Source organism: Chryseobacterium sp. CH21 (genome assembly GCF_004119445.1).
Classification (GTDB): Bacteria; Bacteroidota; Bacteroidia; order Flavobacteriales; family Weeksellaceae; genus Chryseobacterium.
Map to the genome: position 1 here is coordinate 154,590 of NZ_QICI01000092.1, position 15,929 is coordinate 170,518.

At 34.7% G+C, this 15,929-nt stretch carries 11 protein-coding genes, 1 tRNA gene and 1 pseudogene; 6 read left to right on the plus strand and 7 right to left on the minus strand.

The window, feature by feature from the left end; translation table 11 throughout:
- Nucleotides 1-64 precede the first annotated feature (64 nt).
- From BOQ62_RS19875 to aceB, 5 genes and pseudogenes are all read right to left on the minus strand, one after another.
- Nucleotides 65-586 (minus strand): hypothetical protein, encoded by a 522-nt coding sequence (locus tag BOQ62_RS19875; RefSeq protein ID WP_129042114.1) that lies wholly within the window; start codon nt 584-586, stop codon nt 65-67.
- Nucleotides 587-623: 37 nt separating this feature from the next.
- Nucleotides 624-1,013, minus strand: coding sequence for an acyl-CoA thioesterase (locus BOQ62_RS19880; RefSeq protein ID WP_129042115.1), 390 nt, complete (start codon nt 1,011-1,013; stop codon nt 624-626).
- Nucleotides 1,014-1,151: 138 nt separating this feature from the next.
- The gene (locus tag BOQ62_RS19885; protein ID WP_129042116.1) at nt 1,152-1,724 is read right to left on the minus strand and encodes an OmpH family outer membrane protein; all 573 of its coding nucleotides are present in this window, start codon (nt 1,722-1,724) and stop codon (nt 1,152-1,154) included.
- Nucleotides 1,725-1,907: 183 nt separating this feature from the next.
- Nucleotides 1,908-3,187, minus strand: a pseudogene (gene aceA / locus BOQ62_RS19890) (isocitrate lyase).
- A gap of 126 nt (nt 3,188-3,313) precedes the next feature.
- On the minus strand, nt 3,314-4,888 hold the full coding sequence (aceB, locus tag BOQ62_RS19895) for a malate synthase A (RefSeq protein ID WP_129042117.1): 1,575 nt from the start codon (nt 4,886-4,888) through the stop codon (nt 3,314-3,316).
- Nucleotides 4,889-4,978: 90 nt separating this feature from the next.
- On the opposite strand from aceB, the gene BOQ62_RS19900 reads away from it, so the two are divergent.
- The 3 genes from BOQ62_RS19900 to BOQ62_RS19910 all read left to right on the plus strand — a co-directional run bounded on the left by BOQ62_RS19900 (nt 4,979) and on the right by BOQ62_RS19910 (nt 8,385).
- Nucleotides 4,979-6,496 (plus strand): helix-turn-helix domain-containing protein, encoded by a 1,518-nt coding sequence (locus BOQ62_RS19900; protein WP_228414385.1) that lies wholly within the window; start codon nt 4,979-4,981, stop codon nt 6,494-6,496.
- Between the two features lie 340 nt (nt 6,497-6,836).
- Nucleotides 6,837-7,490, plus strand: a complete 654-nt coding sequence (locus tag BOQ62_RS19905) for a ComF family protein (RefSeq protein WP_129042118.1) — start codon at nt 6,837-6,839, stop codon at nt 7,488-7,490.
- Nucleotides 7,491-7,698: 208 nt separating this feature from the next.
- Nucleotides 7,699-8,385, plus strand: a complete 687-nt coding sequence (locus tag BOQ62_RS19910) for an alpha/beta fold hydrolase (RefSeq protein ID WP_129042119.1) — start codon at nt 7,699-7,701, stop codon at nt 8,383-8,385.
- A 1-nt stretch (nt 8,386) separates the two neighbouring features.
- Here the strand turns inward: BOQ62_RS19910 and upp are convergent, their stop codons facing one another.
- Together upp and der are read right to left on the minus strand one after the other, a co-directional pair.
- Nucleotides 8,387-9,037 (minus strand): uracil phosphoribosyltransferase, encoded by a 651-nt coding sequence (gene upp / locus BOQ62_RS19915; RefSeq protein ID WP_129042120.1) that lies wholly within the window; start codon nt 9,035-9,037, stop codon nt 8,387-8,389.
- 164 nt (nt 9,038-9,201) lie between these two features.
- Nucleotides 9,202-10,512, minus strand: a complete 1,311-nt coding sequence (der, locus tag BOQ62_RS19920) for a ribosome biogenesis GTPase Der (protein ID WP_129042121.1) — start codon at nt 10,510-10,512, stop codon at nt 9,202-9,204.
- 373 nt (nt 10,513-10,885) lie between these two features.
- Here der and BOQ62_RS19925 point away from each other — a divergent pair.
- The 3 genes from BOQ62_RS19925 (at nt 10,886) to BOQ62_RS19935 (ending at nt 15,835) form a co-directional block, all read left to right on the plus strand.
- A tRNA-Gln gene (locus tag BOQ62_RS19925) sits at nt 10,886-10,956 on the plus strand.
- Between the two features lie 238 nt (nt 10,957-11,194).
- Entirely contained in the window at nt 11,195-12,817 is a 1,623-nt protein-coding gene (locus BOQ62_RS19930; RefSeq protein ID WP_129042122.1) for a T9SS type A sorting domain-containing protein, read from the plus strand.
- Between the two features lie 123 nt (nt 12,818-12,940).
- Complete coding sequence (locus BOQ62_RS19935) at nt 12,941-15,835, plus strand: hypothetical protein (RefSeq protein WP_129042123.1); 2,895 nt, start codon at nt 12,941-12,943, stop codon at nt 15,833-15,835.
- Nucleotides 15,836-15,929 lie beyond the last annotated feature (94 nt).

The following is a 15,929-nucleotide window of genomic DNA, read 5'->3' on the forward strand; positions in this document are numbered from 1 at the left end:
ATTACCACTTTTTAGCCACAAATTTAAAGCCAACAGCATAAGAAGTTAGGTTCACTCTATTTTTTTATAGGTTATTTGCAAATCTTGACTTGTTTACAGTTACTTTATTCTTAAAAGCTTTATAAATGTAGTATTGATTAATATTATTCTGAGTAATTAAAACGGGTTCAGCATTATTTTCAATCACGATTTTAGTATACCCCAAATCCGATGAAAATTCATTTGAGTTCCAGGAATAATACAATTCAACTGCTTTAATCTTATTGAAATCTATTTTTTTCTCTTTTCTGCTCTGTTTATCAAATACTATAATTTGCTGCTTTACAATATCTATTCTGGATTCTTCTTTTAAGTTATGTAGGTAATACTTTTTCCTAATGAGAGCTGTTCCCAAAAAGAGATAAGTAAGAAAAGAAAACAGGAAAACCGTAATAATAAAGGGAAATATTTTTGATAATGAAATTCCATTCCACTCCAGCATCATTTTACGAACAATGGCAATAGAAATAAAAACGGTAAAAATCAGATACAAATACCCCAATATCAAATTACCTAGAATTTTATTCTTTTTATACTCAAATTCCATTTTAACAAATTAAAATTGCCATACTCCCTACTTTATTCTAATTAAAAAATTTCTCCAGCCAGTCATTCTCCAATCGTTTGATCTTCTTAGTTTCCGGATCAAACAGAATCCAAAGTGTACTAGAATCTACTACAAGTTCATCATTACAGTAAAATTCTACTTTTCTTGGCTGTTTTGCCCCTTCAGGAGTCATGGGATAGGTTCTTACAGTGATTGTGTCATTCAGGTAGACCTGTTTTTTGTATCGGATATGGTGATCAAGAAGCATCCAGGCATCGTTTATATATTCTGTTTGTTGCTTTAAAAGATTCCAGTGTTCTGCTGCCACTTCTTCCACCCAGTGTACATATTGTACATTATTCACATGGTTATTCTGGTCAATATGTTCTTCTGTTACCTGTATCTGTTTTTCGTACATTAAATTCATTCTCCTGAAAGTTTACTCAAATTTATCATTTTAAAACAGAACTATCTTAGTCTTACGGAAACAATTCATTCATTTCAGACACAAAAAAAACGGAATCAGATGTTCTGATTCCGTTTTTTATATTCAATATTGAAATTCTTATTTAGATTTTCCAGCTGGTTTAGCAGTTGTTGCCGTAGCTCCTAATTTACTTTTCACAATAGCAGTGATATCTTCACTTCCGTCAGTATAAAGCAGGTTATTAGATTCCTGTGCTGCTGTATCAAATACATAGCTAAGGCTTCTTTCTTTTGCTACAGCATAAATTGCATCTCTTACTTTCTTCTGTAATGGGCTCAGCAATTCATTTTGTTTAGCAGAGATGTCTTTAGCCGCCTGAGATCTCGTTTCTTCTATCTTCTTACCTAAAGCTTGTAATTCTGTCTGTGCTGCAATCAGTTCTTTAGTTACCGCTTCTTTGTTGGCTTCACTTAAGGTTTTTTCTTTATCCTGTGCAGTTTTCAGCTTCGTCTGATAGTCCGTGATCAGCTTCTCAATCTCTGTCTGCTTGGTCTTAGTCAGATTATCAATGGTAGTTCCTATAGTTTTCACTTCAGATAAACTTGCAAAAATGTCTTCTGTGTTTACACTTCCAACTTTCTGTTGAGCATTTGCCACATTTGCAGTAAGCGTTAATCCCAATGTAACAAAAAGTACTTTAATTAAATTCATTTTTTAATAATATTTTTTCGTCCCCAAATATAATTCAAATTTCAATTACTTATCACGTGATATTTATTCCGTTGATATTTTTAAATTTAAATAAATAAAAAAATAAGTTTAAACAGCTTTACACCCAGAAAAACCTTCCCATAGAAAGAGAAGGTTTATCATCAAAAAATATGGAAAAAATGACTAATGGAATTGTGCGGTTTCTGTAGAATCTTTCATCGCTACAGTAGCTGAGGAACCATTAGTAACAACATTCTGTACTTCATCAAAATATCCTGTTCCTACAAAAGACTGATGCTTCACTGCTCTGAATCCTTTTTGCTGTAATGCAAACTCACGCTCCTGAAGTTCGGAATATCCTGCCATTCCTCTTTCTTTATAAGCTAAAGCCAGCTCAAACATTGCAGTATTTAAAGCATGGAAACCGGCCAGCGTAATAAACTGGAATTTGTATCCCATTTTAGCAAGTTCCTCTCTAAAAGTAGACATTTCTTCTACACTCAATCGGGCAGCCCAGTTGAAGGAAGGTGAACAGTTATAAGCCAGCATTTTTCCAGGAAATTTGGCATGAATTCCTTCTGCAAATCTTCTTGCCTGCTCCAGATCAGGATTTGAGGTTTCCATCCAGATCAAGTCTGCATATGGAGCATAAGACAAGCCTCTGTCGATGCCCTGTTCTACTCCGTTTTTTACTACATAAAAACCTTCAGACGTTCTTTCTCCTGTCACGAATTTTTTATCCCTGTCATCAATATCGGAAGTCAGTAAATCTGCTGCATCGGCATCTGTTCTCGCAATAATAAGACTTGGGACACCTAGTACATCTGCAGCCAGACGGGCAGCAATCAGTTTATTCACAGCTTCCTGAGTAGGCACCAGTACTTTTCCTCCTAAGTGTCCGCATTTTTTGGCTGAAGAAAGCTGATCTTCAAAATGTACAGCAGCAGCTCCCGCTTCAATCATTTGCTTCATCAGTTCAAAAGCATTCAGATTACCGCCAAAACCAGCTTCTGCGTCAGCAATAATTGGTACCAGATATTCTTTATTTCCTGTTCCGCTCACAGATTGTACCTGATCTGCTCTCAGTAAGGCATTGTTTATTTTTTTACCACAGAAGGCACTGAATTCGCAGGATACAAAGACTGATCCGGGTACATTTCTCCTGATAAGTTAGCATCTGCAGCCACTTGCCAGCCTGAAAGATAAATAGCTTCCAGTCCGGCATCTACTTCCTGTACTGCCTGATTACCTGTCAATGCACCAAGTCCTGCCACATAATCCTGTGTATTTAATTTATCCCAGAATTTTTTGGACATTTCAGTTGCAATAGTGTAATCTATAGTATAGGATCCGCGAAGTTTTAAAACTTCTTCTGCTGTATAAGGTCTTTTCACACCATTCCAGCGTGGATTTGTCAGCCAATCCTGCTCTAGAGTCTGGATTTGTTCTTGTCTTGTTTTCATAATATTTGGATTTTGTTTGATTAGGTTTGAAAGTAATTTTGTTGTTAGATGCTAGTTCTATTGTTAGTTTTAATTGATAATTGGGTTTTCAACCAGCAACTATAAAACCAGCAACCAACATTTTTACTAAATAAAAGGATATGCTTTAAGGGTTAAAAATTCTTCAAATTTTTCAGAGAAAATCAATTCATTGAAAAGTTCCTTTGCAAGGTTGAATTTTCCTTTGTTGAAACGGGTTTCTCCCACATACTTTTCAATATTGTCCATTTCTTCTTTTTCCCACTGCAATATCATATTTCGGGTTAATGTTCTGTCATCGCTCAATACCGCTTCATTTTTCAGCCATTGCCAGATCTGTGTTCTTGAAATTTCTGCAGTAGCAGCATCTTCCATCAGATTATAAATGGCTGCCGCACCTGTTCCCATCAGCCAGCTTTCAAGGTAAAGAATTCCTACATTGATATTTTTTCGGACTCCTTTTTCGGTGATCTCTCCTTTGGGAATTTCCAGCAGTTGGCTTTCTGCTATATGATATTCAAATTTTTTATCGATCTGGTTTTGGGAAGGCATATATTGATCAAAAATTTCTTTTGCTACAGTTACTAATGCCGGATGAGCTACCCAGGTTCCGTCATGACCATTTTTCACTTCTCTTTCTTTATCATTTTTTACTTTTTCAAAAGCAATAGTATTGGCTTCGTCATCATCTTTTACCGGAATTTGAGCAGCCATTCCGCCGATAGCGTGTACATTTCTTTTATGGCATATTTCGATCACTCTTTTTGAATACGCATTCATAAAAGGGGAAGTCATGGTCACCTGATCTCTGTCCGGAACAATAAATTCGGGAAGATTTCTGAACTTTTTGATGTAAGAGAAAATATAGTCCCATCTTCCACAGTTCAATCCTGCGCTGTGTTCTTTTAATTCAAATAAAATTTCATCTATATGAAATGAAGCCGTAATAGTTTCTATTAAAACAGTGGCTTTGATGGTTCCCTCCGGAATTCCCAGATAGTTTTGAGCAAAAATAAAAACTTCATTCCACCAGCGGGCTTCTTTATAATGTTCCAGTTTTGGAAGATAAAAATAAGGTCCGTTTCCCATTTCTAAAAGTTGTTTTGCATTTCTGAAAAAATACATTCCAAAATCTGTCAGCGAACCGGAAGCTTTCTCTCCATTGATTTCAATATGTTTCTCCGGAAGATGAAGACCACGTGGACGAACCTGTAAAACAGCAGTCTTTTCATTAAGGGTATAAGCTTTTCCTTTTTCGTTGACAAAATCAATAGTCCGGTTAATAGCATCGGAAAGATTAACCTGTCCCTGAATACAGTTCTCCCAAACCGGCGAGCTGCTGTCTTCAAAATCTGCCATGAATGTGGAGGCTCCGGAATTCAAGGCATTAATAATCATCTTGCGGTCTACAGGGCCTGTAATTTCGACTCTTCTGTCCAGCATATCAAGAGGAAGCAGTGCACATACCCAATTTCCGTTTCGAATATCTGCCGTTTCTTTTAAAAACTCAGGAAGATCTCCGTTATCAAAATTCTTCTGTATATTTTTTCTTTCTTCTAAAAGCTCAAGTCTTTTATGATTAAAGTTCTGATGAAGCGAAATCAGAAAATCTGCCAAATCCGGAGTAAATATTTCCTTGAACTGCTTCTGTGACTTTATTTCCAATTGAGTCTTAGTTTCCATAACCTATTGATTTTGTGATTTGATATTACAAACATAAATAAAAAATTTTAAAAAATAGCGAACGTTCGCTAAATTTATTTAAAATTTATTATGCGAATAATCGCATCTAATTATTTATATTTGAGTAATGAATTCAGAAAGCGACTATATCAAAACAGTTTTCGGCCTAAACTGAAACAGCAGAGACAAAAGAAAAACTGGTCTCTGCAGGATCTTGCTGTAAAGACAGGATTATCAAAATCTTACCTCAATGAAATTGAAAATGGGAAAAAATATCCCAAGCACGATAAGATTATTCAGCTTTCTGAAGCACTAAGTTGTACTTTCGATGACCTGGTTTCTACTAAACTTGATAAAAGTCTCGCTCCATTCAATGAAATTCTTCAGTCTGATTTTTTCAAAGAAGTTCCGCTGGAACTGTTCGGAATTAATAAGAATACCCTTATCAGCATTATTAGTGATGCTCCTAAAAAAGTAACTGCTTTTATCAATGCGTTGATCGAAATTTCACAGAATTACAATCTTGGTAAGGAAAGGTTTTATTTTGCCGTATTAAGATCATTTCAGGAATTGTACGATAATTATTTTCCGGAAATTGAAGAAAGAGTAGACCTGTTTACTCAGGAAAATCAATTACAAATCGGAAAGAACTTAAAGTCTGATATTTTGGAGAAAATTCTTGCGGAAAAATTCAGCTACACTATTCAATCGGAAGATTTTGAAAAGTATGGAACGCTTGACAATCTTCGTTCTCTTTTTATTCCGGAGAAAAAACTTTTATTATTGAATCAAAAACTGGAGAAGAATCAGAAAACTTTTATTCTTGCGAAGGAAATCGGATTCAATGTTTTAGAATTAAAAAATCGCCCCAATACATATTCATGGCTTGATTTTGGAAGTTTTGAAGAGATCCTGAACAATTTTTATGCATCTTATTTTGCAGGAGCTTTGTTAATTTTAAAAGAACCTGTTATTGAAAAAACTTCAGAGCTTTTCCAGCAAAATCAATGGGAACCGAAAAATTTTGAGAACCTCATCAAGAACTTTACCCATTCTCCTGAAACATTCTATTACCGACTGACTAATATTCTTTCGGCTGAAATGGGCATTAAAGATCTGTTTTATTTGTGTCTGGTAAAAAAGAAAAATTCGGATAAAATTCAAATTTTAAAGGAACTTCATCTTAACCATCAGCAGGCTCCTCATGCCAACGCCACCAACGAACATTACTGCCGAAGATGGATTGCCGTGAAAAACCTTGATGATTTAAAAGAAAATGAAACCCTGACAGATGCTCAGATTTCTCATTATAAAGACCAAGGCATAAGCTATCTGGTGATTTCCACTTCACAGAAAAATCCTTTTTCGGATGGAAGTAATAGAAGTTATTGCCTGGGAATTTTATTAAATTCTCAAACGATCAAAAAAATAAGCTTCATAAAATCTCCTTCTTTAAAAACCATCAACGTAGGAGTTACCTGTGAATCCTGTAGTATTGCAGATTGTGAAGTAAGACAGGCACCGCCAATAAGACTGGAAAAGGAGCATTTTAATCTGAGTATGAAGAATTCTGTGGAGAAGATCAGGAAGAATTTTGAAGATGTTTAAGGGTGAATAGTTAATGTGCTTCGCTTGTGAATTTTATTCGGGATGCGGGGTTGTGAAATCGTCAGTATGGGCTTATTGGGTAAAATCCACAAATAACTTATTTTCATATTTAACGCAGAGATCGCTAAGCTTTCTATACTGTTTAATAGATTTTTCGGTCGCTATGGCGTTCCACCCAGCAAGGAAAAGAATGTCTTTTGCTAAATGAAATGCCTTTGCGAACGACATATAAAATTAGGCAGCACATACTTTGCGAACATTAGCGTTAAAAACCACTCTCTATTGATTTTACAAAACAAAAATTGACAATAATTTTTATATCTTAGTAAAAACACATATCATGATATTAGATTTATTGTTTCCGAACCGCTGCATTCATTGCAACAGAATTATCGATTCTGAACTTTTAGTATGTGATCTTTGCTTTAGCCAGATTCATTTTACGCATTACAACTATTTCGAAAATAATCCGGTGAAGGAAAAATGCCTTCTGTTTTTTCCAGTTGAAAACACTTTTGCACTGATCCAGTTTGAAGAGGAAAGTTTAAGCCGCAAGATTATTCACGACCTAAAATACAGAAGCCGGGAAAAAGCAGGAAAAATTCTGGCAGAATGGACTACCGAACGTCTGGAATTCGAAGATGAAAAACCTGATTTATTGGTAAGCGTGCCTCTCCATCCCAAAAAACTTAAGGAACGCGGATACAATCAACTTCATTTATTCACAGAAACGTTATCTTCATATTATAAAATTCCTTTCGATCATCAGCTAATCAAAAGAAATCATTATTCCAAAGCACAGGCTTTAAAAGATAAGAAACACAGATTGGAATCGATCAACACTTTCTCTGCCACCTATCCTATTACCGGAAAGCATATTCTCCTGATTGATGATGTTTTCACTACGGGAAATACAATTTCATCAGTTGCATGGGAGATTTTAAATGCAGGGAACAATAAAGTGAGTGTTCTGGTAATGGCAGTGGATGTTTGATGTGGGGTGCTAGTTGTGGGTTTAGGCGTACGAGTTACAGGATGGCTTGATGTGGGTTATGAGATTTAGGGCGTGGAGATTAATCTTCAAAAATACTCTCAAACACTAGAACCCTCAAACTATCCCACTCTAAAACACTCTCACTCTTCTATTCAAACCATTTTCACCATTCAATTCTTTTTCCTAATTTTCCGGAAACTAAACAACTATGCCCAATCTGCTTTTACTGCACGGAGCTTTAGGTCACAATGACATTTTTAAACCTTATCTGAATACTCTGTCCCAATATTTCACGGTACACACTCCTTTGTTTTCAGGACATGGAGATCAGGAACTTCCGGCAGATGGTATTACTATTGAAAAATATACTCAGGAATTATCCGAATATTGTAAAACAAATAACCTTACAGATGTATCTATCTTTGGACACAGTATGGGAGGGTATGTGGCACTTTGCTATGCTATGGAAAATCCGGAGAATGTAAATTCTATCATCACATTGGGAACAAAGTTTGACTGGACTGAGGAACAGGCTTTGAAAGAAAGTAAAATGCTGAATCCGGATGTTATTCTTGAAAAAATCCCACAGTATGCTCAACTTTTAGAATCACAGCACGGAACAAAGTGGAAGCAGCTCCTTCCTGCTATTGCTAATTTAATGGTTGATTTAGGTAAAAATCCCCCTTTGAAAAATAATTTTTCTACAATTAAAATTCCGGTTCAAATTATGGTGGGAGATAAAGATAATATGGTAACTGTTGAAGAGAGTATGGGAGTTTACAGAAGTCTTCCAAACGCAAAATTGGCCGTAATCCCGGATACAAAGCACCCAATGGATAAAGTACGACCAAGTTTATTCTTGAACTTAATAAAAGATTTCTGGAATCTTTCTTAAATTATCTCTGAAGTTTTTCTCCGTAGCTAAGATCTCCTGCATCACCTAATCCAGGTGTGATATATCCTTTAGAAGTTAAATGTTCATCGATTGCTCCTACCCAAATATGAGCTTCAGGATAAGCATTTTGAACGGTTTCAACACCTTGCTTTGAAGCAATGGCTGCTACAATATGAAGTTGGGTTGGATTTCCGTTGGTTAACAAATCTTTGATTGCTTCAATTAAAGAAGCACCTGTTGCCAGCATAGGATCTGCTACGATAAGAGGTCTGCCTTCAATGCTTGGGCAAGTAAGGTAATCCTGTTTGATGGAGAAATAATCGTTGGCATCATGTTTTCTGTAGGCTGCCACAAAACCACAATCTGCTCTGTCAAGATAGCTCAGAATTCCTTCAAACAATGGAACTCCGGCTCTTAAAATTGTAGTAATAACGGGCTGTACAGCAATTTCTCTGCTTTTTATTGTATCTAAAGGAGTTTGAATTTCAACTTCTCTGTACTCCAGTCCTTTACTGATTTCAAAAGCGGCAATCTCCCCGATTCTTTCCATATTTCTTCTGAATCTCATTCGGTCGTGCTGGATATCAACGTTTCTAAGTTCGTTGATCCATTCGTTGACAAGAGAAAAATGTTGCGATAAAATAGTAAGCATGAAAATTTTATTTTTTTAATTTCAGTTAATTGATATTAATTCTTACAAAATTACAACTAAAAAACGAATTGAAAAATCGGGATTGAGCAGAAACTCTGCTCATATTTAATAAAAGACTCCGGCAAGCTTCGCTTGCCGGAGTCTTCGGTGAACACTCGTTCTTATTATTTTTGTCTGAAATAAACTTCAATTGGAACTCCGGTAAACCCGAATTGTTTTCTCAACTGATTTTCAGTAAATCTTTTATAAGGTTCTTTCACATATTGTGGAAGGTTACAGAAAAATACAAACTGTGGAGACGGCGTAGGAAGCTGTACACAATATTTGATTTTAATATATTTTCCTTTCAATGCTGGTGGAGGTGTCTGTTCGAAGATCGGAAGCATTACTTCATTCAGTTTTGAAGTTTTGATTTTCTTCTTACGGTCTTCATAAACCTCCATGGCTACTTCTACAGCTTTCAAGATTCTCTGCTTCGTTAAAGCGGAAACAAATAAGATTGGAATATCCTGGAACTGACCAATTTTATCTTTGATTGATTTTTCGAAATCACGAATTGTATTAGTCTGCTTGTCTTCGATCAAATCCCATTTATTCACAAGAATTACAATTCCTTTTCTGTTTTTCTGAGCCAAACCGAAAATGTTCATATCCTGAGATTCCCATCCCTGTGTAGCATCCACCATGATGATCACAACGTCAGAATATTCGATAGAACGGATAGATCTCATTACGGAATAGAATTCAAGATCTTCGTTTACCTTAGACTTTCTTCTCATCCCTGCTGTATCTACCAATACAAATTCGTATCCGAATTTGTTGTATAAAGTCTGGATACTGTCTCTTGTAGTTCCTGCAATATCAGTTACAATATTTCTTTCAACATCCAATAAAGCATTTGTCATAGTAGATTTCCCTACATTTGGACGACCCGCAATGGTAATTTTAGGCAATCCTTCAAAAGGATCTTTATATTCTGTAGTTGGGAAATCTTTAACGATATCATCTAACAAGTCTCCTGTACCGGAACCTGTGGCAGAAGAAAGTGTATAATATTTGTCTATTCCTAATTGATAGAATTCTGTTGCCGGAAGTTCTTCTTTTGATGAATCTACTTTGTTAACAACTAAATAAATAAGTTTATTGGATCTTCTAAGAAGTCTGTAGATTTCGTGGTCTGTATCGGTAAGCCCTTCTTCCACATTCACCATGAAGATAATAGAAGTTGCTTCATCTACTGCTAATTGTACCTGCTTACGGATTTCTTCTTCAAAGATATCATCTGTACCTACATCATAACCTCCGGTATCAATTACCGTAAAGTCTACTCCATTCCAATCTGATTTTCCATAGTGACGGTCTCTGGTAACACCAGCTGTAGAATCTACAATAGCTTCTCTTCTTTCTAATAAACGGTTAAAAAGCGTTGATTTACCTACGTTAGGACGTCCAACGATTGCAACAATATTTGACATAAAAAATGTTTAATAATCCTTTTGCTTTGCTCAGGATATGTTATTAATGGGTTACTCCAACTTTTGGAGCCCAATTTTTTGCAAAGATAGGGTTTTATTATTTAACAAAATGTTTATGAATGGGAGCTGGAACAAGGAGGTTGGAAGCTACTGTTTAAGGGAAAAATCATTATAAACATTACTATAAAAATTGAATGAAAAATATCTACAAACCCCTTATTTCCGGATAAAAGCAAAATTTCTTAAAATTTTATTGAAAAATAATTATTTGGATATCAATATGTAATGCTCTTTAAGCCCCTATTATGTTAATTAATCTTTAATTTTGATTTTCATATTTAAAATAATTTCTATAATTTCGCAGCATAGAAACAGACCTATAGTGTAACGGTAGCACTCCGGTTTTTGGTACCGTCAGTCGGGGTTCGAATCCCTGTGGGTCTACAAACCATCCTTTTTTAAGGGTGGTTTTCTTTTTTTAATGATCTAACATTCCTGTATAGATATAAACTCTCTTCATTTTTAGTAATAAGTCATTACTAAATTAATTAGCAATTAAGATACTAAAAAGTGATAAAACTCATATTAATTCACATCACAAAGACCTTCAGCCTACGTTAAAAACGGTTAATTTCGCAAAGTTTTTTTATAAACTAATTATTAACTCAAAAAACAACAAAGTGTGAGGAAACTTTATCTCAGTATATTTACTTTATGCATAACTTGGAGCTTATCTGCTCAGGAATTGGTATGGCAGAAAGACATCAAATCCTCTACCCAGGATTTTCTAAGCCAGGTTACCACAACAATTGATCAACAGTATCTGATCACAGGAAGCTCTATTCAAAGCAATAAACAGCAAACTTCAGGAAGCAAACAGAACAACGGTTATGATTTCCATTTGGTAAAACTCAACCAACAAGGAAATGAAGTCTGGGAAAAATATTTCTCTGGAAGCAATCATGATTATTTATCAGCCACAGTTACCACACAGGATGGCGGATTTCTATTAGCCGGAACCTCGTATTCAGGAAAAGGACTGGATAAAAAAGAGGAATCCAAAGGAGGCTCAGATATCTGGCTGATCAGAACCAATGAATTCGGAGATGAATTATGGCAGAAAACCTTGGGAGGTTCTTCTGATGAAGAAGCCAGAACTGTGATTCAAACAATCGATTTAGGATTTTTTGTTGCCGGAAATGTACAAAACGCTGCAAAAGGATATGCTTCTAAAGACGTCTTGATTACGAGACTTGATAAAGACGGAAAAGAATTATCGCAATTAATTTTAGGAGGAAAAGGCTTAGACGAAATAGAGAAAATGATCCCAACAAAAGATGGTGGTGCCTTACTCGGAATTTATTCTAGAAGCGGATTTGTTAAAATAACTCATCAGCAATCAATGATCAATAGTAATACTCCGTCTGAAAAACCGGCAACCCGTAGCCTGTTATCTGCAATCTCAAAACAAAGCGACAACTTCGGTGAGGGCGACTACTGGATTGTCAAATTAGACAAAAACGGAAAAGTAGAATGGGAAAAGAACTTTGGAGGGAAAGGGGATGATCATATCAGAACCCTGGCTTTAACTTCAAATGGTTTTATCATTGGGGGCGAATCCAGATCGGAAAGATCAGGAAACAAAACCGTAGGCATTGAAGAAGGCACAGACCTTTGGTTGATTTCTTTAAATGAAAGAGGCGATGAGCAGTGGCAGAAATCCTACAACTTCAAGAACCGTGATATTTTAATGAGTATAAGTGTCCTTCATTCTGCAGATGATAAATCTTCCAAAGGAATCTTATTGGGAGGTTATACTCAGGCTGAAGGAAGGATACAAACCGATGACGAAACCTTCTGGATGCTGTACTTAGATCAGAATGGCGATGAACAATGGAGAAAGCATATCACCGGAGAATCCCGAAAGAAAGAAGAGAGGCTTTCCGATTTAAAACTAGGCAGAGATGGTTCCATTATTCTAGCAGGAACCAGTGCAGAAGAACTTGGTAAAGAGAACTGGAAGATTGTGAAATTGGGAGACAAGCAGGTTGATCAGCTCATTGAAAAGTATGATATCAAAATCTATCCAAACCCGGTCTCTGATTATGCTTATGTAGAAATCGGTTTTGATTTCAAAGAGGCTGATATTCTTTTGTATGACATGAGCGGAAGACAGCTTCAAAGTATAAAAACCAAGAACAAAGTGACTAAGATCAATACACAAGCCCTTGTTCAGGGGGCTTATCTGGTGACGATAAAAACGGATACTAGTAAAACAGCAAATGCTAAAATCATTAAAAGATAAAAAATAGAGAATGATAAAAAAACTAACAATATTATTTTTTACACATATTTTTTATTGTGTTTAACACAAACAAAACCTGCAGAAAGTTATTCATTAATCAGAGGGGTAAACGAAACTATGAATATGAACTCCGGAACTGTAAGTTTAGCTATACCATTATTTGATATAACTGAGGGAAAATTCTCTTTCAATAATACCTTAAATTATGAATCCAGAGGTTTCGTACCCCATATGGCCCCGGGATATGTCGGACTAAACTGGAATATGGTACAATTTGGGAAAATAACGAGAGAGTCCAAAAGAATAGATTTAACGACGACCAATCAAATCAACAATATGGCTTCTACAAATGCCAGAAGAGGATGGTCAATTCTTCCGAGTTATTCTAATGCAATGCTGTATGAAAAACATGATTGTTTAACTACGGACTTTAATGCTAATAAATTAGAATTATATAATATTACTAATCATAATAATTTAACACCAAAGTCAACCGTCCCGAATTCTTCTGTATCTTATAATGCAGAGACCTATAGCTTTGAGCCCGATAAGTTCTACTTTGACTTTATGGGATACAAAGGTTATTTTGTAGTGGACAATAACGGTAGGCCCATTGTATATTGCGAAAATGCCTCATTAAAAATTGATGTAAGCAAGTATGGTTTTCATAATATTTTTAATAATATTGGTTTTTCAGAAATTAAAATAACTGATGATCAGGGAAATCAATATTTTTTTGGAGGAGATATCAATACTCTAGATATTAGCTTCAGTTTTAATTTTGTAGAATATGAATCATGGGATCCGGAGTTTGGTCAATATAAAGGAGCCGCTAGAACCAAAACAAATTACATAGACTCTTGGTCATTAAAAAAAATAATTCTGAATGATGGGTCAGAAGTCAATGCATACTATCAAACATCAGATCTAACTGTACTTAATAATTATCGTAATACTGATAATCTGAAGGAAATGGACTTTAGTGACAAACCTAATTTCCCGTCTAAACAAAATCTTTTAAGTGGAAACATAAGTGCCGAAGTCGTTGAAAATTTTTATAAATACAAGCATAGTGTACCGATTCCTAATTCTTATTTATCATTAGAAACATGGACTAAAGTATCAACATTAACTAAAACTGCCATTTTAGATAGCATTAAAATAGGAAATACTGTCATTGACTATAAATATCAACAGACTACAAATCCATTAGAAATCTCTAGAAAATACCTAAAGGAAATCAATATAAAGAGAGATAACAGTCTAATAAAAAAAGTTGATCTTAATTATCAAAATTTCGGTAATACCCATCAAAGAACCTTTCTTACAGATATTCAAAATAACTTGGGAGAAAACACATCCATGGAGTATCACAATACAGATGATTTTCCTAAATATATTAAAGCCCAAGCTAATGACTTAGGATTTTGGAATGGTGATATGAGAGATTATATGTCCGGAAATAATTATGGAGGCGTTGATCCTTATGGAGAGCCAATCGTAGATGATTTTACTTCATATGATACAGGTCTATTAAGAAAAGTAACATATCCTACAAAAGGAAGTACAAGTTATCTATATCAAAAAGGAAAATATTCAAAGAAATATATCTACACAGATACAGGTTCAACCTCATTACAACTAGTTGATGAGAACGGTATAGTTAATGCTCCTGTTCTTTATAAAAAAATCGAAGTTGATAATAATAACCAAAATATTGAGACAACATATAAATATGAGAATGATAATAGTTCAAGCTCAGGAATTATAGAAGGAAGTCTTAGATATCAATATTTAGGTACGGCTTCTGTCACTAGTATTCAAAACCTAAACCCTGAAATTAATAATCAAAATTCCCTACATTATAGTACGGTAACCGTTTCTAATTCCAAACCATGGAGTGGATATACTAAATACAGATTTACAGATCAAGTGACTAACCCTGACTCCCTGGGTTACAAAATATTTAAATATTCCTCTTGGGATGGGCAATTTGATGACCGAGATAAACTCTACTTATCAAAAGCTCATGAAAGAGGAAAAATTTTAAAAGAAGAGTTATACAATTTATTAGGCACAAAAATAAAAGAGACAGAATATAAGTATAAAAATTTTTTAAAAAAACTTCCCAATATAGATTTACTTAATATAAGCTGTAACACATGTAAAGTTTCAGATGCCAATTATTACACTAAAATAAATCATTATACTACCAGATTTCATGTTCAAACCCAATATGTTCCTGTTATTCCATATTTGTTAGAATCTCAAACTACCAGAGAAGAATTTGGCGGTTTCATGACTCCTTCAGAGACCATTGAGACATCAAAAAAAATAACATATTCTGATAATGTTTATTTAAATAACGCTCTTATCTATTGGCATCCTTATCCAATAGAAGAAAGAATAATCAGCAGCAAAGGGACTTCTATAAGACAATATTTATATCCGATAGACCTTCTTAAGAATAGTCCTTGTCCAAATGGTAATTGTTCTTCTAATGACAATTCCATTATAGGAGGAGAATATATGACGTATGAAAAGATGCTTAACAAAAATATATTCACTCCACTTATTGAAATTAGTCAAAATCCTCAAGGAAAATTTACACTAAAAGAAAACTTCTATTCTTCTTTTGCATTACCTTCTAATGAAGCCTTTGTAATCAAAAAGAAAAGGCGCTCATTAATGGATTCTAACTTAAATTTTACAAATTATAAAATTTCATCATTGGATGTAATTGATGATTCCAGTTCTGACGTTTATGATAATAAGCTAAATATTCTTCAGGCTTCTAACAAAACAGGAACACCTAACACAACAATCTATGGATACCAGCAAACACTTCCAATTGCACAGATTACTGGAATAACATATGCACAATTAATGCAGATCTTCAATCTTCCAGCAACACCTACAGGATACTTAGGTTTGGATATTGTCACAAAATCTGATGCTGATAAAGATTCTGGAACAGAGAATGCTTTGATAAATGCTCTTGATAATTTCAGAATGTAAATCGTCAGCAAAAAGTGGACATTTGATATTAGAAATTTAAGGAGTGTTTTCATAAAAAGAGTAATTTTAATTATGGCAACACCGAAAAAGAAAC

Coding starts and splice junctions, on each gene's coding strand:
- BOQ62_RS19905 (WP_129042118.1), top strand. CDS start 6,837: ATGATATTAGATTTATTGTTTCCGAACCGCTGCATTCATTGCAACAGA.
- BOQ62_RS19935 (WP_129042123.1), top strand. CDS start 12,941: ATGAACTCCGGAACTGTAAGTTTAGCTATACCATTATTTGATATAACT.
- BOQ62_RS19910 (WP_129042119.1), top strand. CDS start 7,699: ATGCCCAATCTGCTTTTACTGCACGGAGCTTTAGGTCACAATGACATT.
- BOQ62_RS19875 (WP_129042114.1), bottom strand. CDS start 586: ATGGAATTTGAGTATAAAAAGAATAAAATTCTAGGTAATTTGATATTG.
- aceB (WP_129042117.1), bottom strand. CDS start 4,888: ATGGAAACTAAGACTCAATTGGAAATAAAGTCACAGAAGCAGTTCAAG.
- BOQ62_RS19880 (WP_129042115.1), bottom strand. CDS start 1,013: ATGAATTTAATGTACGAAAAACAGATACAGGTAACAGAAGAACATATT.
- der (WP_129042121.1), bottom strand. CDS start 10,512: ATGTCAAATATTGTTGCAATCGTTGGACGTCCTAACGTAGGTAAATCA.
- upp (WP_129042120.1), bottom strand. CDS start 9,037: ATGCTTACTATTTTATCGCAACATTTTTCTCTTGTCAACGAATGGATC.
- BOQ62_RS19885 (WP_129042116.1), bottom strand. CDS start 1,724: ATGAATTTAATTAAAGTACTTTTTGTTACATTGGGATTAACGCTTACT.
- BOQ62_RS19900 (WP_228414385.1), top strand. CDS start 4,979: ATGCGAATAATCGCATCTAATTATTTATATTTGAGTAATGAATTCAGA.